Origin of the sequence: Sphingomonas sp. VDB2 (assembly GCF_047946695.1) — a bacterium.
Taxonomy (GTDB): Bacteria; Pseudomonadota; Alphaproteobacteria; order Sphingomonadales; family Sphingomonadaceae; genus Sphingobium; species Sphingobium bisphenolicum.
In genome coordinates, this window is sequence record NZ_CP159615.1 from 3,407,428 (window position 1) to 3,429,769 (window position 22,342).

Below are 22,342 nucleotides of genomic sequence, written 5' to 3' on the forward strand. Positions count from 1 at the left end.
CCGCGCCCGACCGATCAGAACTTCACGCCGAGCGTGGCGCCGAAATAGCGGTCCGCATCCTTGTTGAAGGTGCCGACCAGATCATAATTGCCGCCCAGGAAGGAGGTATGACCGATGCTGGTCAGATAGTTTTCGTCGAACAGATTCTTGACGAACAGGGTCAGGCTGTAGCGACCGTCAATCTGCTTCACGCCGATGCTGGCGTCGACCAGCGCATAGGCCGGCTGCTCCAGCAGCGGATCCTGCTCGACCGAGAAGTTCATCTTGCTCTGGAAGTTGACGCCCACCTGCGCGAAGCCTGCATAGTCGGTGCCCGGAATCTGCGCTTCATAACGCGGGGCGATGCTGATCTTCCACCTGGGGCTGACCGGCAGGGTGGCGCCGCGCAGATTCTGGATCGGGGTGACGCCGGCTGCCGTGCGATAACAGATGTTGGTCGGCGAACCCGACATGATCGGTGCGGTGGCGGCGATCTGCTGCGGGCAGTTCAGGCCGTCGATGTCGATCTTCGCGTCCGAATAAGTGACCGCGCCGGTCAGGCTGAAATGATCGTCGGGACGCACAGTCGCCTCGATTTCAAAGCCCTTGGTGCGCGAGTTGCCGGCGTTGGTGGACACGAACTGGACCACGCCCGACGCGATGTCGGAGCGGTTCGCCTGCACCTGCAAATTGCTGTAGTCGGCCAGGAACAGAGCGGTGCTGACGCTCAGCACGCCATCGGCGGTGCGGCCCTTGAAGCCGATTTCATAAGCGTTGACATGTTCCGGCTCCAGCACGCGCTGGTCGGCGAGGTTGGCGGAGATTTCCATCTCATAACCCAGCCCCTTATAGCCGCGGGTATAGCTGCCATAGAGTTGCGCGTTGCGGCTGAATTCATATTGCAGGCCCGCCTTGCCGGTGACGGCGGTGTCGCTGGCGCTGATCGACCCGCTGGTGGAGGCATTGCCGGGGAAGATCACGTCGCCCGCCACGATCGGGGCGGTGCGGGTGCCGCTGTTGGTGCCCCTTTCATGCTGTACGCGCAGGCCAGCGATCGCCTTCAGGCCACCGGTGATGCGATAATCGACCTGACCGAAGGCGGCGATGCTGTCCTGTTTCAGGCGGATGTCGCTCTTGGCCGACTGCCACACGATGTTGGCTGGGGCGCAGGGTTGCCCAAAGGTGCCGGCGGTGCAGCGGGCGCGACGGCGATCGAACGGCCGCTCGATATCCGAATGCATGTAGAAGACGCCGGCGACATAATTCAGGTCGCTATTGCCGTTATTGGCGATGCGCAGTTCCTGGCTGAACGCCGACAGGTCGACAATGCCATGGTTCCGGCTGAAATAGGAATAGGTGGCGTTGGCGCCGACGAACAGCGGTACGTCGCTGTTGATGCGCTCGATCGGCTGGTTCGTATCCAGATAATATTTCTGGTAGGCAGTGACCGACGTGATGGTGGCGTTGCCCAGATCCCAGTCCGCCTGGAGCGAATAGGTCTGCTGCTTGCTGTCGGCGTATGAGACGGTTTCGTCGTTGATCGTCCGGTTTTCCCGAGTCGCCTTGACCGGTCCGAGCAGCGCCTGAAGGTTCGGATTGGTAATCGCGATCCAGTTCGAGGCGCAGCAGTCCGCATTGGTCTTGCGATATTCGGCCGCGAACAACAGGTTCAGATTGTCGGTCGCATCCCATTCCAGCTTGCCGCGCACGCCCCAACTCTTCGAACCATTGTTCCAGCCGCCGGTGGCGATGTTGCGGGCGACGCCGCGCACATCATTGTAGAAGCCGGTGACGCGGGCGCGCAGCGTGTCGCTGATCGGGCCGGACACGGTGCCACGGACGCGATATTCGTCATGTTCGGCGATGGTCACCTCGCCCTTGCCCTCGAAATCGCGCGAGGGGCGAGCGGTCGTGACGTTGATCACGCCAGCAGTCGCGTTCTTGCCGAACAGCGTGCCCTGCGGGCCGCGCAGCACTTCGACCCGCTCGATATCGGCAAGGTCAGTGAAGCCCTGGGCCTGGCGCACGGCGACGACGCCGTCGACCACGGTGGATACGGACGATTCGACGCCCTGCCCGAACAGGGCGGTGCCGATGCCGCGAATGCGGAAGCTGCTGTTGGTCGGATTGGCGCCCTGCTGGAAGGTCAAGGAGGGGACGGCCTGCACCAGCGAGCTGCTGTCGTTGATCTGGCGGTTGGCCAGCGCGTCGGCGCCCACGGCGGTTACGGCCAGCGGCACGTCCTGCAGGCGCTCGGCGCGCTTCTGCGCCGTCACGACGATGTCGGTGCCGTCCTGCGGCGCCTGCGGCGCGGCGTCCTGCGCCATTGCGGCAGAGGCGGTCAGGGCAACGCCCAGGCTGAATGCGGACACCGCGGCGCGGCGCATCGTCATGGTCTTGGAAAAGCGCATATATCCTCCCCTTGTCCGGCGCCTGTATCGACGCGCGGTCGTGCAAAATGAAACCCACCAGCGGTTGGCCGCTCGGTTGTAGCGCTAAATCTTCTCCTATGGCGGCGAAGTCAATATCGAAATTTTAGCGCTACATTTTTTGGCGATCATGCGGATTTTGTGTCACAGGGGATCGATCGGGCATTTGCAACCGCCCGGAATATAGCGTTAAACATGGGCGTGGCGCGCCAGTGCCCATCCGTTTGCAAGGAGTTTCCGCATGGCTCGTTCGGGTCGCCGCGCCAGCCAGGCCATCACCATTCAGACCGTGGCGGAGCGGGCCGGCGTGTCGGCAATGACTGTGTCCAACGTGCTCAACAACAGTCCGCGGGTGCGCGACAGCACGCGCGAGGTGGTGATGGCGGCGGTGCGGGAACTCAACTATATTCCCAATATGGCGGCGCGCTCGCTCGCCAGCGCCAGTGCGACCCGGATCGGGCTACTCTATCGCAATATCGAAAATGCCTTTCTCAGTTCCATTCTGGTCGGCGCGCTGGACGCGACCAGTCGGCTGGGCGCGCAACTGTTGCTGCGCCCGCTGGAAAGCGGCGATCCCAAGGAGATCGCACAGCAGATGCAGGGGCTGGTGGAAAATGGCGCCCATGCGATCCTGATCGTCCCGCCCTATTGCGAGGTCGCCAATCGCCACGGCCTGACGCGCGACTTTCCGGTGCCGGTGGTGGCGATGTCGCCCGGCGGCGACCTGCCCGGCGATCATTGCGTGCGGATCGACGATTTCGGCGCGGCACGGGACATGACCGCCTATCTGATCGGCCTGGGGCATCGGGCCATTGGCTTCATCCGCGGCGGCGCCGGCCACCTGATCCACCGCACCCGGTGCGAGGGCTATCAGGCGGCGCTGCGCGATGCGGGGCTGCCCATCCGTCCCGACCTGATCGTCAGCGGCGACATGAGCTTCGAATCGGGACTGGTGGCGGGCGCGATGCTGCTGGATATGCCCGACCGGCCGACCGCTATCTTCGCCAGCAATGACGACATGGCGGCTGCGATCGTCTCGCTGGCGCACCGCCGCGGGCTGGACGTGCCGCGCGACCTGTCGGTGGCGGGATTCGACGATACCCCGATCGCAGTGAAGATCTGGCCATCGCTCACCACCGTCAAGCATCCGGGCAAGCAGATTTCAGCGCAGGCCGCCACCCTGGCCGTTGCGCTGGCGCGGGGCGGGGACGCCGCCGTGCGCGTCAACGATTATCTGGCGCATGAGCTGGTGGTGCGGGAGTCCGCGGCGCCCGTCACAACCATTTGAGTTTCTTGAAACGGTTGTAGAGCAAGGCGCACACCACGCCGATCACGCCCAGAACCACGAAATAGCCGTAACGCGTCTTGAGTTCGGGCATATGTTCGAAATTCATGCCGTAAATGCCGGCGATTGCGGTCGGCACCGCCAGGATCGCGGCCCAGGCGGCCAGTTGCCGGGTGATGTCGCCGGTACGCTGCTGTTCCAGCAGATTGCTCGATTCGAAGACGCTGTTCAGAATCTCGCGCAGGTCGTCGACCATGGTCTGTACCCGGCGGACATGGTCGCGCACGTCGCTGAAATAGGGGCGGGCGTCCGGATCGATGCTGGGCAGGTCCATCTTCACGAATTTGGTCGCGACCTCCTGCATCGGCAGCAGGATGCGCTGAAAGCGGATGAGCTGGCGGCGGAGGCTGAAGATGCGGGTGATGTCTTCCCGGCGCAGGAAATGGTCGATCATCTGCTGCTCCATTTCCAACACCTCCTCCTCAATTCCCTCTATGATCGGCAGATAGCCATCGACGATGAAGTCGAGGATGGCGTGCAGCACATAGTCCACCCCCTGAGCCAGGCGGGAGGGCACCGCCTCCAGTTCCTCGCGCAGCGCCACATGGGCGCGGGCCGATCCGTGGCGGACGGAGATGATATGGCTGGGGCCGACGAACAGCGCGGTTTCGCCATAGCAGATGGCGTCGCCCTCGACATGGGCGGTGCGCGCGACGACGAACAGTTGATCGCCATAAATATCCACCTTGGGCAACTGGTTCGCCTTGATCGCATCCTCCACCGCCAGCGGATGCAGGCCATGCGTGCGGGCCAGCGTCTCCACCTCTTCCACGGTAGGTTCCGCCACGCCGATCCAGATGAATTCCGACTTGTCGGGCGCGCACTCGACCCGCTCGTCGATCGCCACCGGGCGGACCCGCTGGCCGTTGCGATAGAGATAGGCGGCGACGACGGTCATGGCGCTATGTTTCCCTTTGGTTTCCGTTCGCTAGCAGACAATGCAGCCTTCGTCGCGCCTTTCGCCGCATCCCTGCTTCAGTCCATATGATTTTTGCTGAAGGGGGTGGCGATTGACTTCGCCATGACATAGTTCAGGCCGAAAGGGGCGCATAGAAGAGCGTGCGGCATAGGCTTGGAGGGGGCAGGCCGCACGAAAATTTGGAGCTGTGCCTTGCACATCACGACTATCGATTTCGAGGCGTCCTGCCTGCCACGCCATGGACGGTCCTTCCCGATCGAAGTGGGCATAGCGGATGGCGATGTCTCGCGCAGCTGGCTGATTCGTCCGCACGACAGTTGGGCTGGCTGGGATTGGACCCCCGAAGCGGAAGCGCTGCATGGCCTGAGCCGCGACCGGATCGAGCGGGAGGGATTGCCCGTAACGGTCGTACTCGCCGAACTGGTCGCCGCGACGCAGGGCCGACGGGTGGTCGCCGACAGCCTGATCGATCAATATTGGCTCGATACGCTGGCTGCCGCAGCGGGCGCGCCGACGCCCTTCACGATCCAGCATGTCGTGACCCTGTTCGACGAGCAGGGCGCCGACGAGGCGCGGGTGGGCGCCGCCGTGGCCTTTGCCGACGGGCAGGGAGCGACGCGGCATCGCGCGGCCGGCGATGCGCTGTGGCTGTCCGCGCTGATCGCGCATGTTCGCGGCGTGACGATTGCGCCGCGCGCGCCGGTGCTGATGGCTGCGCAGTAAGGCGCCGATAATTGCGCCAGCAATGATTTGTTACGTCCGGCAAATTACGGAGACACTCGCCAGCCCTAATCTTTCTCCCGTCCGCGGCTGCACGGCCAAGATGTTGCAGATCGCCAAGTCGCAAAGGAGAAACCCATGTTCCTTATTCTCGCATCGGGCGTGGCGGCCCTGTCCGCCGCCAGCCCCATCCACAGCGCCGAGATCAGCCACGGCGCCCAGGCCTATACCGCCAGCTATCATGCCCAGCCGGCGATCAGCCTGCGAGAAGTCGAACCGCGCTTTGCCAATCGCGGCGCCGTGCCCGTCTGCCGCTGGCAGGCCGACGTCACCGTCAATCGCGCCGTCGCCGCGCAGGGCCGCGCCGTCCCCGCCTTCGGCAAGGCGATCCATCGCTTCACCCCGCTGTCGGGCAGCTATGCCGGCACCTGCACCGCCGCGCGCAGCCAGATCGATGCGCAGGTCGCCCGCTACGCCCAGGCCCGCACGGCGGAAGCCGTCGCGGTCGCGCAGCAGGATCGCGCCGTGCTGGTCGGCGAACTGGATGGCGTGCGCGCGCTGACCGTGCCGGGCGCCGTTCAGGGGGGATGAGTCCACCGCTGATACTGATCGCCGAAACGCACCAGGATTTGCGGCACAAGGTCCGCGAATATCTGGAGCAGAGCGGGTTCCGCGCTCTGCCGGCGGCGTCGGCGACCGATATTTTCAGCGCCCTCACCAGCACGCCGGTTGGCGCCGTCGTGCTGGACGCGGCGCTGCGCGGGCCGGATGGGCTTGACCTTTGCCGCGACGTGCGCGAACGCAGCGACGTGCCTATCATCCTGGTCGGATCGAACAGTTCGGAGGTCGACCGGGTGGTCGGGCTGGAACTGGGCGCGGACGACTATATGGCCAAGCCCTATTCGGCGCGCGAACTCGCCGCCCGGTTGCGCGCGGTGCTGCGGCGTGGCCGGGGCGAGCGCGCGCTGGGCTTGCGCCGCCAGACGGAAGCCATTTTCGATGGCTGGGTCGTCGACTTCGCCCGGCGCGAAGTCACCGATCCCCAGGGCGGTCTGGTCGAACTGACCGCGGCCGAATTCGCGTTGCTGTCGGTGTTCCTCGACCATAGCCAGACGGTGATTGCGCGCGCGCGCCTGATGGAACTGGCGGGAGTGCGCGATGCGCCGTCGTCGGATCGCAGCATCGACGTGCTGGTCAGCCGGTTGCGCCGCAAGCTGGGCGCGGGTGGACGGCCTGCGCCGATCGTGACGGTTCGTGGCGTGGGCTATATGTTCAGCGCCGTGGTCGACCGGCGCTGACGCGCCGGTTCCTGCGCCGAGCCGCGGATTTTCGCGGTTCGGCGCGGCAATCGCACGGCCCGCTGCGCAGACATAGTTTTTAACAAACCCGCTGCGCCGCAGCAAAACCGTATCCTTATCCTCCTCCTCAAGCCGGTCCGTCCCCTGACCGGCACCATAGTGAGAAGAGGATAGACTCCATGAACGAGCTACTCGGCCGCGTATTCAGTTTCGAAACCAAGGTTTTCCCGAACGAAAGCGCGCTCTATAACCAGCTGGCCAGCCATGGCCAAAGCCCCAAGGCGCTGATGATTTCCTGCGCCGATTCGCGCATCGTCCCCGAACAGATCATGCAGGCTGCGCCCGGCGACCTGTTCGTCTGCCGCAACGCCGGCAATATCGTCCCCCCCCATGCCAGCCAGTTGGGTGGCGTCACCGCAACGGTCGAATATGCGATCATGGTGCTGGGCGTGCGCGACGTCATCGTCTGCGGCCATAGCGATTGCGGCGCGATGAAGGCGCTGGCCACCGATGCCAATCTGGAATCGATGCCCAACGTCGCCGCCTGGCTGCGCCATTCGCATGCCGCGCAGAAAGTGTGCCGCGAAAATTATCCCACCGACCTGAGCGACGCGGACAAGCTGCGCAACATGGCGCTGGAAAATGTCGTCGTGCAGCTCGCGCACCTGCGCACCCATCCGTCGGTCGCCTCTGGCATCGCTCGCGGCGAGATCGCGCTGCATGGCTGGTATGTCGATATTCATGCCGGCCAGGTGCTGGGGCTGGATGGTGAAACCGGGCGCTTCTCGCCACTGCGCGAGGGGCAGCCGCTCCCCGTCGCCCTTCCCCACGCCCGTCGCCTCGCCGGCGATGGCCAATACGCCCAAGCGGCGGAGTAAATCATGTTGAAGGCTCTTTCCGGCGGCAATCTCAGCCGCGATTTTACGGCGTCGATCGTCGTCTTCCTGGTGGCGATGCCGCTTTGCATGGGCATCGCCATCGCATCCGGCGTGCCGCCGGAAAAGGGTCTGATCACCGGCATCATCGGCGGCCTGGTCGTCGGCCTGCTGGCGGGTTCGCCCTTGCAGGTCAGCGGACCGGCTGCCGGTCTGGCCGTCATCGTCTTCGAAATCGTCCGCGAACAGGGGCTGTCCGCCCTTGGTCCCATCCTCATTCTGGCGGGCGCGATCCAGATCGTTGCCGGCCTGCTGCGGGTCGGCGGCTGGTTCCGGGCCATATCGCCTGCGGTCGTGCATGGTATGCTCGCCGGGATCGGGGTGCTGATCGTGGTCGGTCAGTTCCATGTGCTGTTCGACGACAAGCCATTGTCCAGCGGCCTGCATAATTTGATCGCCATGCCGGGTCAGATTCTGGGCCTCACGACGGGCGACACCGTCACGGCGTTCGCCGTCGGCCTCATCACCATCTTCAGTATGCTGGGCTGGGAAAAGTTCCGGCCGGCTTCGATGAAGCTGGTGCCCGGCGCGCTGGTCGGCGTGGTTGCGGCGACGCTGGTCGCCTTCATCCTGGGTCTGCCGGTGGCGCGCGTGACCGTGCCGGAATCGATCGTCGCGGCGATCAGTCTGCCGGAACAGGGGCTGCTGGCGCAATTGATGAACCCCACGGTGATCACCACCGCCATCGCTATCGCCTTCATCGCCAGCGCCGAAACCCTGCTGTCGGCCGCCGCGGTCGACCGGATGCATGACGGCGTGCGCACCAACTACAACCGCGAACTCAGTGCCCAGGGCGTCGGCAACCTGCTGTGCGGCTTTGCCGGCGCGCTGCCGATGACCGGCGTCATCGTCCGCAGTTCGGCCAATGTGCAGGCCGGCGCCAAGACCCGCCTGTCTGCCATCCTGCACGGCATCTGGATCCTGGGCTTCGTCGCGCTGCTGCCCTGGCTGCTGCGCGAAATCCCCATGGCCGCGCTGGCCGGCATCCTGGTCATCACCGGCGTTCGCCTGGTGAGCGTCGCGCATGTGAAGCATCTGTTCCACCTCTACGGTCCGCTGCCCGCGATCGTCTGGGCGGCGACGCTGATCTGCGTGGTGGCGACCGACCTGCTGACCGGCGTGCTGGTGGGCATCGGCCTGTCGCTGCTCGAACTGCTGCCCCACGCGACGCGGCTGCGGCTGAACATGGAAGAGGAAAGCCGCGGCGAAGCGCATGAAGTGGCGCTGCGCGGCACGGCCACCTTCCTCAGCCTGCCCAAGCTGTCGGCCAAGCTCGAATCGCTGCCGACCGCCGGTCTGGTCATCCTCAACGTCGAACGCCTCGGCCATATCGATCATACCTGCGCGGAAATGCTGCGCGAATGGGTCGATCGCCGCCGGGGCGGAGGGGCGCCGGTCGAACTGTTCGGCGCCACCGGACGTATGCGTCAACTCGTCGCCTGACCCCCCTCAACACAGGGCGACGTTTTGAGCCGCCGTGCCTCCCCCTAGGGCACGGCGGCATTTCTTTGTCTCGTTGCGGTATGGAAACATGTTAGCAACATATATTGCCGTTTTAGCAAAGAACCGTGCCCCGCATATCACAGCATGGTTGATCCTTTCGCAGGTGCGAGAAAAGCGGTTTGCCTGGTCGTCGCCAACGCATAGTCCAAGATCATCCGCCGGTATCGAAGACGATCAACAACAGATCTTTGGGCCAGAGCGGATGCAGGACGGAACATTCCAACGTTAAGGGGAATGTTCATGAAGTATCAAATCGCTTGTGCCGCCCTCGCGCTCCTGTCCAGCGTGCCGGCTTTCGCGCAGGAAGAACCCGCCAGCCCCGTCACCGTCACCGGCAGCGTCGGATTGATCTCCGATTATCGCTTCCGCGGCGTGTCGCAGAGCGACAAGGCCATGGCTGTCCAGGGCGGCATCACCGCTACCCATGAAAGCGGCGCCTATGTCGGCACCTGGGCATCGAACCTGGCAGGCTGGGGCACCTTCGGTGGCGCCGGCATCGAACTGGACCTGTTCGCCGGCTATGCCATCCCGCTCAACGAGACGACGACGCTGGACGTCGGCCTGACCTGGTACATGTATCCGTCGGGTGCGGACGAAACCGATTTCGCCGAACCCTATGTCAAGCTGTCGAGCCAGCTCGGCCCGGTCAAGGGACTGCTCGGCGTCGCCTATGCGCCCAAGCAGCAGGCGCTGGGCAAATGGTATAACGACGCCGCCAGCTATGCGACCGGCATCCCCGACCGCCCCGGCAAGAAGAACGACAATTTCTACATCTGGAGCGACGTCAGCGGCGCGGTTCCCAACACCCCGGTGACGCTGAAGGCGCATCTGGGCTGGTCGAAGGGCAATAGCGGCCTTGGCCCGAACGGCACGTCGGTCGCGCCGACCGGCAAATATCTCGACTGGCTGGTGGGTGCGGACGTCGCCATTCCCGGCACGCCGCTGACGCTGGGCATCGCCTATGTCGACACCGACATCGCCCGGGTCGAGGAAAATTATCTGCGCCCGAACCTGTCGGTTGCCGACGCCGACAATGCCGGCAAGTCGATCGTCCGCAGCCAGGTCCTGTTCTCGATCTCGGCCGCCTTCTGATCCATATCGCCGGGCCTGGTTCGCCAGGCCCGGTACCGGTCCCTGGCTCCGGGCGGGGCCGGGACTTTTCCCTGCCGTGACAAATTGTTGCTGCAGTTGCGTTTCGGCCCTTCCCGCCGCCCGCGCGGTTGACCGCCGATCCGGCGACCCCTATTTCCCGACCATGACATTTTGTGCGCTGACGCCTTCATGACCGCCCCTTCGATCATCCTCGTCGAAGACGATCCGCCGCTGCGCACCCTGACCGCGCGCGCGCTGCAGGAACATGGCTATCAGGTGCGGCCGGCCTCTTCCGGTCCCGAAATGTGGGTGGCGTTCGACGCTGGCCCGGTCGATCTGGTCGTGCTCGACGTCATGCTGCCCGGCACCAACGGCATCGACCTCTGCCGCCAGATCCGGCGCAAGAGCGACGTCCCCATCATCTTCATCAGCGCCAAGGGCAGCGAAACCGATCGCATCGTCGGGCTGGAACTGGGCGCCGACGATTATCTCCCCAAGCCCTTCGGCACGCGCGAACTGATCGCCCGCATCCGCGCCATCCTGCGCCGCGTCGGCGTGGAGCGCGGCCCGGACGAGCATCGCGAGAGCGAAGCCCATTTCGATGGCTGGAGCGTGAACTTCCCCCGGCGCGAGCTGCGTTCTCCCACCGGCGCGATCGTCGAGCTGACCGGGGCGGAATTCGACCTGCTCGGCTCCTTCCTCAGCCATCCGCAGCGCGTCATCGCGCGCGAGCGGCTGATCGAACTGTCGCGCACCCGCATGGGTGACAGCAGCGATCGCAGCATCGACGTCCTCGTCAGCCGCCTGCGTCGTAAATTGTCCACAGCCGACAAGGGCGCGCCGATCACCACTGTCCGCGGCGTGGGCTATATGTTCAACGCAGAGGTCAGCCGCGCTTGAGACGCCATGTCAGGGGATCGCTGGGGCTGCTCGGCCGCCTTTTCGCGATCCTGCTGTTGACGGTCATGCTGGAATTTGCGGTTGGCACGCTCATCTACGAGCGCACCAGCCAGATGTCGCTACAGGACGACGAAGCCCGGCGCCTGGCCGAACATCTGGTCATCGCGCGCAAGCTGCTGACCGAGCAGCCGCCTGCGGAACGCCCCGCGCTCGGCCTGCAACTGACGACCGATCGCTACGACGTCCATTGGTCGCCCGCCGCGCCGCCGCCGCCGCCCTTGTCGCCCGAACTGGAACGGATGCGCCAGCAGATCATTGCCTGGGAACCCAGCCTGGAGCGGTCGCGCCTCTGGCTGCGGCTCGCCTCGCCCAGCCGTCATTCGGAAATCAATGGCGGCCTGCAATTGCCGGACGGCAGTTGGCTCTATTTCGGCATGCATCATGGCGGCAGCAAATGGGCCTTTACCCTCGGTCGGCTGGGACTGGCGCTGATCCCGGTGCTGGCGTTGCTGATCGCCGGCTGGCTGCTGATCCGCAGGACGCTCGCCCCGCTGCGCGACCTGACCCATGCGACCCACCGTATCGGTCTGGGCGCCGCGGTGATGGTGCCTGAAGCCGGGACCAGCGACGTGCGCAACCTGATCGCGGCGTTCAACATGATGCAGTCGCGTCTCCACCGTCTCATCAACGAACGAACCGAGACGCTGGCGGCGGTCGGGCACGACCTGCGCACCCCGCTCGCCCGGCTGCAGTTGCGGCTGGAGGGGGTGAAGGACGGTGACATCCAGCAGGCGATGGCCGGCGACCTGGAGGAAATGGGGGCGATGCTGGAATCGCTGCTTGCATTCCTGGGTGGCGAGAAAGACCCTGAGCCGCCCGTGCGCACCGATGTCGCGGTCACCATCGCCACCATCGTCGATGCCTTTCAGGACCATGGCGACGATGTGGCCTATGAAGGACCGGATCATCTGGAAATGGCGGTGCGCGCCCTGTCGCTGCGCCGGGCGGTGCGCAATCTGATCGAGAATGCGCTCCACTATGGCGAACGCGCCCGCGTTTCGCTGGAGCGGGTCGGGACCGAGATATTGATCCGAGTCGATGACGACGGTCCCGGCATCCCGCGCGAACGACTGGAGGAGGTGCTGCGGCCTTTCGCCCGGCTCGACGATGCGCGCCAGCGCAATACCCGCGGCCTCGGCCTGGGCCTCGCCATCGTCGAAAAGGCGGTACGGGCCGAAGGTGGACAACTGACGCTTGCCAACCGGCCCGAAGGCGGCCTGCGCGCCGAAATCTGCCTGCACCTGCCCAGGTCATTGGTGCGCAGCTAAAAGAGAATCTGTCCGACCCCAAGCAAAACTCGTTTATCGCTGCGCCCGCGACCACGCTATGCCCGCGGCAACAGGCGCATGAGGCGGATATGATGGCAGACGGACAGGACGATGATCGGATCGTCGAAGGCTATTGGGACATTGCGGCGCTGACGGCGGAACTGGGCGCCGCGCGCAGCCGGTGGCGGCAGGCGCAGCAGCATCATGCCGAATATGGCGCCGAAGGCTTCCCGTCGCGCGATAATCTCACCAGGATCATGCAGTCGCTATGCGGCGCGCTGTTCCCCCTGCGCCTCGGCCCGAGCTTCGTGCGTCTGCATAATGAGGACGCCTATGTCGCCGAAACGCTGCAGACGGTGCTCAGCCGCCTCTACGGCCAGATCCGGCTCGAACTCATCTACGCGCTGAAGGACGAGCCGGCGGAAGCGGTCGATCGCGAAGCGGCGCGCATCATCGCGGCCTTCGCCCAGAGCCTCCCGACGCTGCGCGTGCTGCTCGACACCGATGTCGATGCCGCCTTCCTGGGCGATCCCGCCGCGCGCAGCGTGGACGAGGTGCTGATCTGCTATCCGTCCATGCTGGCGATCATCCATCATCGGCTGGCGCATCGCCTGCATCGACTGGGCGCGCCGCTGGTGGCGCGCATCATGTCGGAAATCGCCCATGGCAAGACCGGGATCGACATCCATCCCGGCGCGACCATCGGCCAGTCCTTCTTCATCGATCACGGCACCGGCGTCGTGATCGGCGAAACCGCGATCGTGGGCGATCGGGTGCGCCTCTATCAGGGCGTGACGCTGGGTGCGCGCAGCTTTCCGGCGGACGGGAAGGGCGCGCTGGAAAAGGCGTTGCCGCGCCATCCGATCATCGAGGATGATGTGGTCGTCTATGCCGGGGCGACGATCCTGGGCCGGATCATCGTCGGCAGCCGTTCCGTCATCGGCGGCAATGTCTGGCTGACCGACAGCGTGCCGGCCGACAGCCATGTGCGCCAGGCCAAGGCGCACTATGAGGTGACCAGCCGGGTCGAAGTCTCCGCCCCGCACCGCGTCCACGCCATGCTGGAAAGCACGGACGGGGTGGGCGAGAATATCTAGCCAACATTCGTTTGCTTATTGCCCCGCGCAGCTATCCCCGTCTCCCGCCGTCAGATCCAGGCAGCGTCCGTCAATCTCGCTCTTCGCCACCGGCAGATGGATCAGCGCGGCGAGGCTCGGGAGGATATCCACCGTCTCCACCCCCAGCGGCTGTTCGAAATGCTGCATCCCCTTGCGCCAGAACAGGATCGGCACGCGGCGGTCCGTATCCCAGGGCGAACCATGGGTCGCGACCGCGCCCATGGTCGCCTGCTCCGGGATCGACATGACGCGGGGTTTCAGCAGCAGCAGCAGGTCGCCCGACCGCTCCGCATAGAAGCTGGCGCGCGCTTCCTGGATCAGGCTCCAGCTTTCCGGCGGGCCGGACGGGGAAGGGGTGGCGGCGATCTGTGCCTTGGTGAAGACGGTCTGGACCTGGGGATGGGCGCGCAGCAGCTTGAGCGCTTCGGCCTCGACGCGCGCGCGCTGGGCGGCGGTCAGCCCCTTGTCGAAATAGAGGTCGCCTGACGGGCCGTCGCCCCAGAGCACCTTCTTGCCGGGCAGGCCCGCCTTGTCGGCAATGGCGGCGTTCAGCGCCTTGGGCGTCAGCGCCATGTCGACGCGCTGTTCCATCGGCATGGCGTTGAGGCGGTGACGCTCTGGCAGGTCGTGGCCGCCATGATCGGCGGTCAGCACCACGACATAGTCGATGCCGTCCTTGTCCAGCCGATCGAAGAAGGCGCCCAGTTCATGATCGAGCCGGTCGACCTGGATGCAGCTTTCGGTGCCTTCGGTGCCGTAAGTGTGGCCGACATAGTCGGTCGCCGACAGGCCGATCGAGATGATGTCGGTCTGCGCCTGCTTGCCCAGCGCCATAGTCTCGATCGCCGCCGCGGCGAAGGCCAGCGTCATCGCATCCTGCTCCGGCGAAATGCGGAAGCTCTTATAATCGCCCGCCGCGCGCGCGAAGCGGCCGGTGCCGACGGTCCTGTCGCCCGCCTGCACCGGGAAATCCTTCGACACGCACTGGGGCGGCAGTTCGAAGCCCGGATTGGGCTGGGCCAGCCGCTGCGCCATCGCCGCGTTGACCTTGGCCACCAGCGGCGGGGTGGCGATCCCCTTATAGCTGACATAGCCCTGCGGCCCGCCCAGCCACCACACCTGGTCGGCGGTCGCGCCGCCCATCATGATCGCCGCGCGATCCTTCCCCGCGACCGACACGACGCGGGTGGCGGGGTTGGCGATCTTCATCCGGCCCCCCAGCGTCGGCACCTTCAGATGCAGGGGGGAGGCTTCATATTTGTCGCTGCTGCTGCCGGGCTGCGTCTCGTCCTCGGCGCAATAGACATTTTTGTCCTCGCGCTGGGTGCTGAGGTCGAACCAGTTATTGGCGATGATGCCGGTGCGCGACGGGCGGCTGCCGGTCAGGATGGTGGAGTGGCCGGGGCAGGTTTCGGTCGCGGCATGGCTCTGATAGCCGCGCGGGAAGACCGCCCCTTCGCTCGTCAACCGCTTGAGGCCGCCGCTATAATATTGGCGATATTCGCTGAACAGGTCGGCGGAGAATTGGTCCACGCTGATCGCGACGATCAGCTTTGGAGGGATCGTGGGCATGGTTGCTGCGGCGGCCGGAGCAGGGCTTTGCGCCACGACCGGCGCGACGAGGGCCAGGGCGGTGGCGAGCAACAGGGCGGCAGCGACTCGTTTCAACATATTCTCTGACCTTCTCATGCCTTGACGGCGGATAGGGAGCGACCTAGCCCCCTTGCATCCACCCGACCAGAGGCCCGATGCGCATTTTTCAAGTCATATTCATGACGTTTGCCCTGCTGGCAGGCCTGTCCGTCGCGCAGGTGCCCGCGGCACAGGCGCAAGGCGCGTTCGGCGGCGGGCCGGCGCATATCGCCGCCACGCTGGCGGCGGAAAGCGCTGCGCCCAAGGCCGGCGAGGGCACGACCATCGCCTTCGCCATGACGCCGGAAAAGGGCTGGCACGGCTATTGGGAAAATCCCGGCGATGCGGGTCTGGGCATGACGGTCGACTGGACCCTGCCCGCCGGCGTCACCGTCGGCACGCTGCGCTATCCGGTGCCGGAAACGCTGCTGATCTCCGGCCTGATGAACCATGTCTATGAAGGCCCCTATGGCGTGCTGGCGACGCTGAAGGTCGCAGCGGGCCTTGCGCCCGGCACCCGCCTGCCGGTGCGGGCGAAGGCGCAATGGCTAGCTTGCACCGACAAGGTCTGCGTGCCCGAAAGCGGCGATCTGACGCTGGATCTGGTCGTAGGCGACGGCACCGTGTCGGCGGCCGATCGGACCCGCTTCGATGGATGGCGGACCCATCTGCCCCGGCCGCTGGGTTCGGAAGCAAGCTATGCGGTACAGAATGGCAAGCTGCGCCTGTCGGTGCCTTTCCCGGCCAGCGCGCAGGCCAGCGGCATCCACCTCTTTCCGCTGGCCGAGGGGCTGGCCCGCTACGCCGCGCCGCAGACGGTAACGCGGGAGGGCGACAGGCTGCTGATCGAGACGGACGCGGCCGAGGGTGGCAAGGGCGGTACGGTTCAGGCGGTATTGCGGACCGGCGACCATGTCGGCTTCCTGTTGACGGCGAAACCCGGACAGGTCGCCGGTGCATCCGGCGGCGGGCAAGGACGCACGATCCTCGCCGCGCTGGGGGGCGCGCTGCTGGGCGGGCTGCTGCTCAACATCATGCCATGCGTCTTCCCGATCCTGGGCCTTAAGGCGATGAAGCTGGCGAAAGCGGGTGGTGACGAGCGCACCGTCCGGCGCGAGGCTCTGGCTTATACGCTGGGGGTCATCCTGACCTGTCTGGCGCTGGGCGGCGCGCTGCTGCTGTTGCGCGCAGCGGGCGGGGCGGTCGGCTGGGCGTTCCAGTTGCAAGACCCGCGCATCATATTGGCGCTGCTGCTGCTGGTGACCGGTATTGCCTTCAATCTCGCGGGGCTCTTCGATCTTAGTGCCTATGGCGGCGGCGAGGCTCTGGCGGGCAAGGGCGGTGTTGTCGGCTCCTTCTGGACCGGGGCGCTGGTCGCCTTCGTCGCGACACCTTGCACCGGACCGTTCATGGCGGCGGCGATGGGCGCGGCGCTGCTGCTGCCCCTGGCGGCTGCGCTGGCGATATTCGCCGGGCTGGGGCTGGGGCTGGCGCTGCCCTTTCTGCTGCTCGCTTATATTCCAGCGCTTCGCAAAGGATTGCCGAAGCCCGGCGGCTGGATGGGCCGTTTCCAGAAGATCCTCGCCATCCCGATGTTCCTGACCGCGCTCGGCCTCGCCTGGCTGCTCGGCCAGCAGCGCGGCGTGTCGGGCATGACGATCGGCCTGGCCGCGGCGCTGCTGCTGGCGCTGCTGCTCTGGTGGCTGGGCGGTCGCCAGCAGGTGGGCAAGGGTGGCGGCCGGATCGCGGCGCTTGCGGGCTTCGCGCTGCTGGGTGGCGCGTCCTACGCCCTGCCGAGCCGCGCGCCGACGGCTATCGAAAAAGGCGATTCAACTGTCCATTTCGATGTCGCAAAACTCGCTGAACTGCGCGCCGCGAACAAGCCGGTCTTCCTCTATTTTACCGCCGACTGGTGCCTGACCTGCAAGGCGAATGAGGCCGCCGCGATCGACCGCGCCGAAACCCGCGCCGCCTTCGACAAAGCCGGCGTCACGGTCATGGTCGGCGACTGGACCAATGCCGATCCCGCCATCACCCGCTTCCTCGAAGCGCAGGGCCGGTCGGGCGTCCCGCTCTATCTCTTCTACGCGCCGGGCAAGGAAGCGCAGACCCTGCCGCAACTCCTCACCCCCGCCACCCTTGCCGGACTGGTGCGCTGATGGCCAAGGTGCGTGCCGACCAGCTGCTCGTCGACAGCGGCCTTGCCGAAAGTCGCGCGCGCGCGCAGGCGCTGATCCTCGCCGGCCTCGTCTTCCTGGGCGACCGCAAGGTCGATAAGGCCGGGCAGCAGGTGCCCGAAGGCACGGAACTGGACGTACGCGGTCGCGACCATCCCTGGGTGTCGCGCGGCGGCATCAAGCTGGCTCACGCCCTGGAGGAGTTTGCCATCGACGTCACCGGCTTCGTCGCCATCGACGTCGGCTCCTCGACCGGCGGCTTTACCGACGTATTGCTGACCAAGGGGGCGGCGAAGGTCTATGCGGTCGACAGCGGCACCAACCAGCTCGCCTGGAAGATCCGCGCCGACGATCGCGTCGTTGTTCACGAACAGACCAGCGCCCGCATCCTGACCGACGCGCATATCCCCGAACCGGTGGACATCATCGTCTGCGATGCCAGCTTCATCAGCCTGGCCAAGGTGCTGGAAAAGCCGATCGGCTTTGCGAAACCCGGCGCGCAGATGGTCGCCCTCATCAAGCCGCAGTTCGAAGCGCGGCGGGAGGAAGTGGGCAAGAATGGCGTGATCCGCGATCCCGCCGTCCACGACCGGGTCTGCGCCGAAGTGCAGGACTGGGCCGTGTCGCAGGGCTGGACTGTCGCGGGCCTGACGCAAAGCCCGATTACCGGGCCGCAGGGCAATGTCGAATTTCTTCTCTACGCCCGGCTTGGTGGATAATGGACGTATGTTCGTTCCCAACTCTACCATCATAAGGTGCGGACCAAGTCCAATTGTGCCGTCAGCAAAGGCTAGTTACCCTTCCATCATGCGTCCTATTCTCCCGGTCCTTCTGCTTGCCCTGTCCCTTGCCGCCTGTGGCGGAGAAAAGGAAAAGAAGCCGCGCGCCGTCCCGCTGGTGGAGGTGCAGTCCATCGCGCCCACCGCCTTCACCGACAATCTGGAGGCGGTCGGCACCGCGCTCGCCAATGAACAGGTGGTGCTGTCCGCGCCGGTGACCGAGCGGATCGAGGCGATCAACTTCTCTGATGGCGGCTATGTGACCAAGGGTCAGGTGATCGCCCGGCTGGCGGTAGGGCAGGAACGGGCGGAACTTGCGTCGGCCGAGGCGACTGCGCTGCAAGCGAGTCAACAACTCCAGCGCATCCAGGCGCTCAAAGCGCGCGGCTTCGCCACCGGTGCGACGCTGGAGCAGCAGGTTGCGCTATCCAATGCCGCCCGCGCCAATGCACAGCTGGCCCGCGCCTCGATCGGTGACCGGGTGATCCGTGCGCCCTTCTCCGGCTGGGTGTCCCTGCGCACCGTATCGCCCGGCGCGATCGTGACGGCCGGGACCGCCATCGCCACCGTCAGCGACATCAGCCGCATCAAGCTGGATTTCACCATTCCCGAAACCCGGTTGGCGATGATCCGCGAAGGCATGACGATCAAGGCGGTGTCCGCGGCCTGGCCCGACCGGCCGTTCAACGGCGCCATCGCCACCATCGATCCCGTCATCGACCCTGCCACTCGCGCGGTGAAGGTGCGGGCGATCCTGCCCAATCCCGACAAGGCGCTGAAGCCCGGCATGTTGCTGACCGTGAGCGTGCTCGCGCGCCAGCGCCAGTCGCTGTCGGTGCCTGAACTGTCGGTGGTGGGCGACGGCGACGAGCGTTTCGTCTTCGTGATCGAGGACCGCACCGCCAAGCGGACCAAAGTCAGCACCGGCATTCGTCAGGATGGTCGGGTCGAGATACTGGACGGCTTGAAGCCGGGTCAGAAGATCGTGACCGAAGGCGTGGTCAAGCTCACCGACGGCGTCACCGTGCGCCTGCCCGGCGATAAGTCCAAGGATGGTCCCGGCAAGGGCGCCCGCTGATGCAGCTATCCGATCTTTCGGTCCGCCGCCCGGTCTTCGCCGCGGTCGTCGCGGTGCTGCTGTGCATCATCGGCATCGTCGGCTATCTCAGCCTGTCGGTGCGCGAATATCCCGATACCGACCCGCCGATCGTATCGGTCGAAACTACCTATACCGGCGCCGCCGCGTCGGTAGTGGAAACCCGTATCACCCAGCTGATCGAAGATGGCGTGGCGGGGGTGCAGGGCATCCAGACCATCACGTCGACGTCGCAGGACGGCCGGTCGGACATCAATATCGAATTCGATCCGTCGCGCGATATCGACAGCGCCGCCAATGACGTGCGCGACCGGGTGGGGTCGGTGGTGGAGGATTTGCCGGAAGATGCGCTGGCGCCTGAAATCCGCAAGGTCGATTCCGACGCCCGCTCCATCCTTTTCCTCGCTTTTTCCCGTCCCGGTTGGTCGTCGATCCAGATCAGCGACTATCTCGATCGCAACGTTGCCGACCGCTTTTCCGCCATCGATGGCGTCGCGCGCGTCACCATCGGCGGCGAGGCGAGGCCCTCGACCCGCATCTGGTTCAACGCCGAAAAGCTGGCGGCCTTCGGCCTGACTCCGGCCGATGTCGAAGCCGCGCTGCGCAGCCAGAATGTCGAGCTGCCCGCCGGCAGGTTCGAATCGCAGGACCAGAACCAGACCCTGCGCGTCGAACGCCCCTTCGCCACGCCGGACCAGTTCGCGCAGCTCGTCGTCGGCCGCGGCACGGACGGCTATCAGGTGAAGCTGGGCGACGTCGCCCGGATCGAGGAAGGCGCGGAAAACCCCTATAGCAGTTTCCGTTCCAATCAGGGGACCGCGATCGGCCTTGGCATCATCCGCCAGTCCGGCGCGAACACGCTGGAGGTCGCGCAAAAGGCCAAGGCGCTGATCAAGGAATTGCAGCCTACTCTGCCGCAGGGGATGCGTGTCGCCATCGGCACCGACGAATCCCTGTTCATCGAGCGCGCCATCGCCAATGTCTATGACACGCTGATCGAGGCGGCCTTGCTGGTCATCCTCGTCATCTTCCTGTTCCTGGGGTCGGTGCGTGCGACGATCGTGCCCGCCGTTACCGTGCCGATCTGCCTGCTCGCGACCTGCGCGGTAATGTGGCTGCTGGGCCTGTCGATCAACCTGCTGACCCTGCTCGCCTTCGTGCTCGCCATCGGTCTGGTGGTCGACGACGCCATCGTCGTGCTGGAAAATGTCTATCACCGCATCGAACAGGGGGAAGATCCGCTGGTCGCCGCCTATCTCGGCACGCGCCAGGTCGGCTTCGCCATCATCTCGACCACGCTCGTCGTGTGCGCGGTCTTCGTGCCCGTCATGTTTCTGGCCGGCCAGACCGGCCTGCTGTTCCGCGAACTCGCTATTGCGATGATCGCGGCGATCGCCTTTTCCGGGTTCATCTCCCTGAGCCTCGCGCCGATGCTCTGCTCCAAGCTGCTCAAGACCGCCGAGCGCGGTCGAATGGCGCGCTGGATCGACGATCGTTTCCAGCGACTGGAACATGGCTATGCCCGCTGGCTGGACGGCGCGATCAGGAAGCCGCTGTTGCCGCTGCTGGGCGTGCTGCTGTTCCTGGGCGTCGCCGGCTTCTTCTTCACCCGCCTGCCGAGCGAACTGGCCCCTGCCGAAGACACAGGCGTGGTCGAAGCGCAGATCAGCGCGCCCGAAGGCACCGGCTTTGCCCGGATGATGGCCTATATGAAGAAGATCGAGGACGACCTCGCCTTCCTGCGCAAGGATGGAACGCTCCAGAATCTGGTGATCCGCACACCGGCCGGTTTCGGTTCGACAGACGATTTCAACGGCGGCAACGTCATCGCCTTCCTGCGGCCATGGGAAGATCGCACCATCACCACGGCCGAAGTCGCGACCATCGTCAACCGGGTGATCGCCGATCAGCCCGGCGTGCGCGGCAATGCGGCGCCGCGATCGGGACTGGGGCGCGGTCGCGGCCTCCCGGTCAATATCGTGCTGGCGGGTTCCACCTATGAAGGGCTGGTCGCCGCGCGCGACCGGATCATGGCGGCAGCCGCCGACTATCCCGGTCTCATCAACGTCGACAGCGATTATAAGGAAACCAAGCCGCAGATGCGGATCGAGGCCAATCTGGCCCGTGCGGGCGATCTGGGCGTATCGGTCAACGACGTCAGCCAGGCGTTGCAGAGCCTGCTCGGTTCGCGCCGCGTCGGCACCTATGTCGATCGCGGCGAGGAATATCGCGTACTCGTGCAGGCGGAGGAGGATGGCCGCCGGACTGTGGCGGATCTGGAGCGGATCAATGTCCGTTCGCGCACCGGCGCGCTGGTGCCATTGTCCGCGCTGGTCACCGTGCGGGAAGTCGCCGGGCCGCGCCAGCTCAATCGCTACAACAAGCTGCGCGCCATCACCCTGACCGCCGCGCTGGCGCCGGGCACGTCGCTGGGTCAGGGCCTGGCCTTTCTGGAGGATCAGGCGCGCCAGTCGCCCGAAGTGCTGGCCATCGGCTATCGCGGCGAGAGCCAGTCGCTGCGCGAAACCGGCGGGTCGATCTGGCTGGTCTTCGGTCTCACCATCCTGATCGTCTATCTGCTGCTCGCCGCCCAGTTCGAAAGCTTCATCCATCCCGGCGTCATCATCGCTACCGTGCCCTTGGCGGTGGCGGGCGGCGCGCTGGGGCTGGCGATCACCGGCGGGTCGATCAACCTCTACAGCCAGATCGGCATCGTCATGCTGGTGGGGCTGGCGGCCAAGAACGGCATCCTGATCGTCGAGTTCGCCAACCAGTTGCGCGACGAAGGGCTGGAGATAGCCGAGGCGATCCGCGAAGCCGCCAAGCGCCGCCTGCGGCCGATCCTGATGACCTCCATCGCGACCGTGATCGGGGCGGTGCCGCTGGTCATTCGCGGCGGTGCGGGGGCGGCGGCGCGCCACTCGATCGGCACGGTCGTGGTGTTCGGCGTCAGCCTGGCGACGCTCATCACGCTGTTCCTGATCCCGATCTTCTATTCCCGCGTTGCCAAGCGGACAGTTTCTCCGCAAACCGTTGGCCGCAAGCTGGATTCGGCGCTCAAGGATTCGCCCGATCCCGCCGAATGACAGGCT

The 22,342-nt window shown here is 65.6% G+C and carries 17 protein-coding genes; 14 read left to right on the forward strand and 3 right to left on the reverse strand.

Going from position 1 to position 22,342, the window contains the following annotated elements:
* Positions 1-14: 14 nt before the first annotated feature.
* Entirely contained in the window at positions 15-2,390 is a 2,376-nt protein-coding gene (locus ABT375_RS17020) for a TonB-dependent receptor (protein ID WP_261935383.1), read from the reverse strand.
* 259 nt (positions 2,391-2,649) lie between these two features.
* Here ABT375_RS17020 and ABT375_RS17025 point away from each other — a divergent pair, with 259 nt between their 5' ends.
* Positions 2,650-3,696, forward strand: a complete 1,047-nt coding sequence (locus tag ABT375_RS17025) for a LacI family DNA-binding transcriptional regulator (RefSeq protein WP_224548325.1) — start codon at positions 2,650-2,652, stop codon at positions 3,694-3,696.
* On the opposite strand, the gene ABT375_RS17030 is transcribed toward ABT375_RS17025, so the two are convergent.
* The gene (locus ABT375_RS17030; RefSeq protein ID WP_416463439.1) at positions 3,683-4,651 is read right to left on the reverse strand and encodes a magnesium and cobalt transport protein CorA; all 969 of its coding nucleotides are present in this window, start codon (positions 4,649-4,651) and stop codon (positions 3,683-3,685) included. The genes ABT375_RS17025 and ABT375_RS17030 overlap by 14 nt on opposite strands.
* A gap of 213 nt (positions 4,652-4,864) precedes the next feature.
* Here ABT375_RS17030 and ABT375_RS17035 point away from each other — a divergent pair, with 213 nt between their 5' ends.
* The 9 genes from ABT375_RS17035 to epsC all read left to right on the forward strand — a co-directional run bounded on the left by ABT375_RS17035 (position 4,865) and on the right by epsC (position 13,545).
* Positions 4,865-5,395, forward strand: a complete 531-nt coding sequence (locus tag ABT375_RS17035) for a hypothetical protein (protein ID WP_224548328.1) — start codon at positions 4,865-4,867, stop codon at positions 5,393-5,395.
* A 135-nt stretch (positions 5,396-5,530) separates the two neighbouring features.
* A complete protein-coding gene (locus ABT375_RS17040) occupies positions 5,531-5,983 on the forward strand; it encodes a hypothetical protein (RefSeq protein ID WP_224548330.1) in 453 nt (150 codons plus the stop codon).
* Complete coding sequence (locus ABT375_RS17045) at positions 5,980-6,690, forward strand: response regulator (RefSeq protein WP_224548331.1); 711 nt, start codon at positions 5,980-5,982, stop codon at positions 6,688-6,690. Before ABT375_RS17040 ends, ABT375_RS17045 begins: the two co-directional genes overlap by 4 nt.
* 179 nt (positions 6,691-6,869) lie before the next feature.
* The gene (locus tag ABT375_RS17050) at positions 6,870-7,568 is read left to right on the forward strand and encodes a carbonic anhydrase (protein ID WP_224548332.1); all 699 of its coding nucleotides are present in this window, start codon (positions 6,870-6,872) and stop codon (positions 7,566-7,568) included.
* A gap of 3 nt (positions 7,569-7,571) precedes the next feature.
* Positions 7,572-9,068 (forward strand): SulP family inorganic anion transporter, encoded by a 1,497-nt coding sequence (locus ABT375_RS17055; protein ID WP_224548333.1) that lies wholly within the window; start codon positions 7,572-7,574, stop codon positions 9,066-9,068.
* A gap of 294 nt (positions 9,069-9,362) precedes the next feature.
* Positions 9,363-10,220: a TorF family putative porin gene (locus ABT375_RS17060; RefSeq protein WP_224548334.1), complete on the forward strand. Its 858-nt coding sequence runs from the start codon at positions 9,363-9,365 to the stop codon at positions 10,218-10,220.
* A 189-nt stretch (positions 10,221-10,409) separates the two neighbouring features.
* Entirely contained in the window at positions 10,410-11,120 is a 711-nt protein-coding gene (locus ABT375_RS17065; RefSeq protein WP_224548335.1) for a response regulator, read from the forward strand.
* Complete coding sequence (locus ABT375_RS17070) at positions 11,117-12,448, forward strand: ATP-binding protein (RefSeq protein WP_261935378.1); 1,332 nt, start codon at positions 11,117-11,119, stop codon at positions 12,446-12,448. The genes ABT375_RS17065 and ABT375_RS17070 overlap by 4 nt, the downstream gene beginning before the upstream one ends.
* A gap of 92 nt (positions 12,449-12,540) precedes the next feature.
* Positions 12,541-13,545, forward strand: a complete 1,005-nt coding sequence (gene epsC, locus ABT375_RS17075) for a serine O-acetyltransferase EpsC (RefSeq protein WP_390902461.1) — start codon at positions 12,541-12,543, stop codon at positions 13,543-13,545.
* Between the two features lie 15 nt (positions 13,546-13,560).
* Here epsC and ABT375_RS17080 read toward each other — a convergent pair whose 3' ends face one another.
* The gene (locus ABT375_RS17080) at positions 13,561-15,237 is read right to left on the reverse strand and encodes an alkaline phosphatase family protein (RefSeq protein ID WP_416463440.1); all 1,677 of its coding nucleotides are present in this window, start codon (positions 15,235-15,237) and stop codon (positions 13,561-13,563) included.
* Positions 15,238-15,314: 77 nt separating this feature from the next.
* Here ABT375_RS17080 and ABT375_RS17085 point away from each other — a divergent pair, with 77 nt between their 5' ends.
* The 4 genes from ABT375_RS17085 to ABT375_RS17100 all read left to right on the forward strand — a co-directional run bounded on the left by ABT375_RS17085 (position 15,315) and on the right by ABT375_RS17100 (position 22,336).
* Complete coding sequence (locus ABT375_RS17085; RefSeq protein WP_416463441.1) at positions 15,315-17,357, forward strand: protein-disulfide reductase DsbD family protein; 2,043 nt, start codon at positions 15,315-15,317, stop codon at positions 17,355-17,357.
* Positions 17,357-18,094, forward strand: a complete 738-nt coding sequence (locus ABT375_RS17090; protein WP_224548341.1) for a TlyA family RNA methyltransferase — start codon at positions 17,357-17,359, stop codon at positions 18,092-18,094. The genes ABT375_RS17085 and ABT375_RS17090 overlap by 1 nt, the downstream gene beginning before the upstream one ends.
* 88 nt (positions 18,095-18,182) lie before the next feature.
* Entirely contained in the window at positions 18,183-19,232 is a 1,050-nt protein-coding gene (locus ABT375_RS17095; RefSeq protein WP_416463442.1) for an efflux RND transporter periplasmic adaptor subunit, read from the forward strand.
* Positions 19,232-22,336 carry an efflux RND transporter permease subunit gene (locus ABT375_RS17100; protein ID WP_416463443.1) on the forward strand — a complete coding sequence of 1,035 codons (3,105 nt, stop codon included), beginning with the start codon at positions 19,232-19,234 and terminating at the stop codon, positions 22,334-22,336. Before ABT375_RS17095 ends, ABT375_RS17100 begins: the two co-directional genes overlap by 1 nt.
* Positions 22,337-22,342 lie beyond the last annotated feature (6 nt).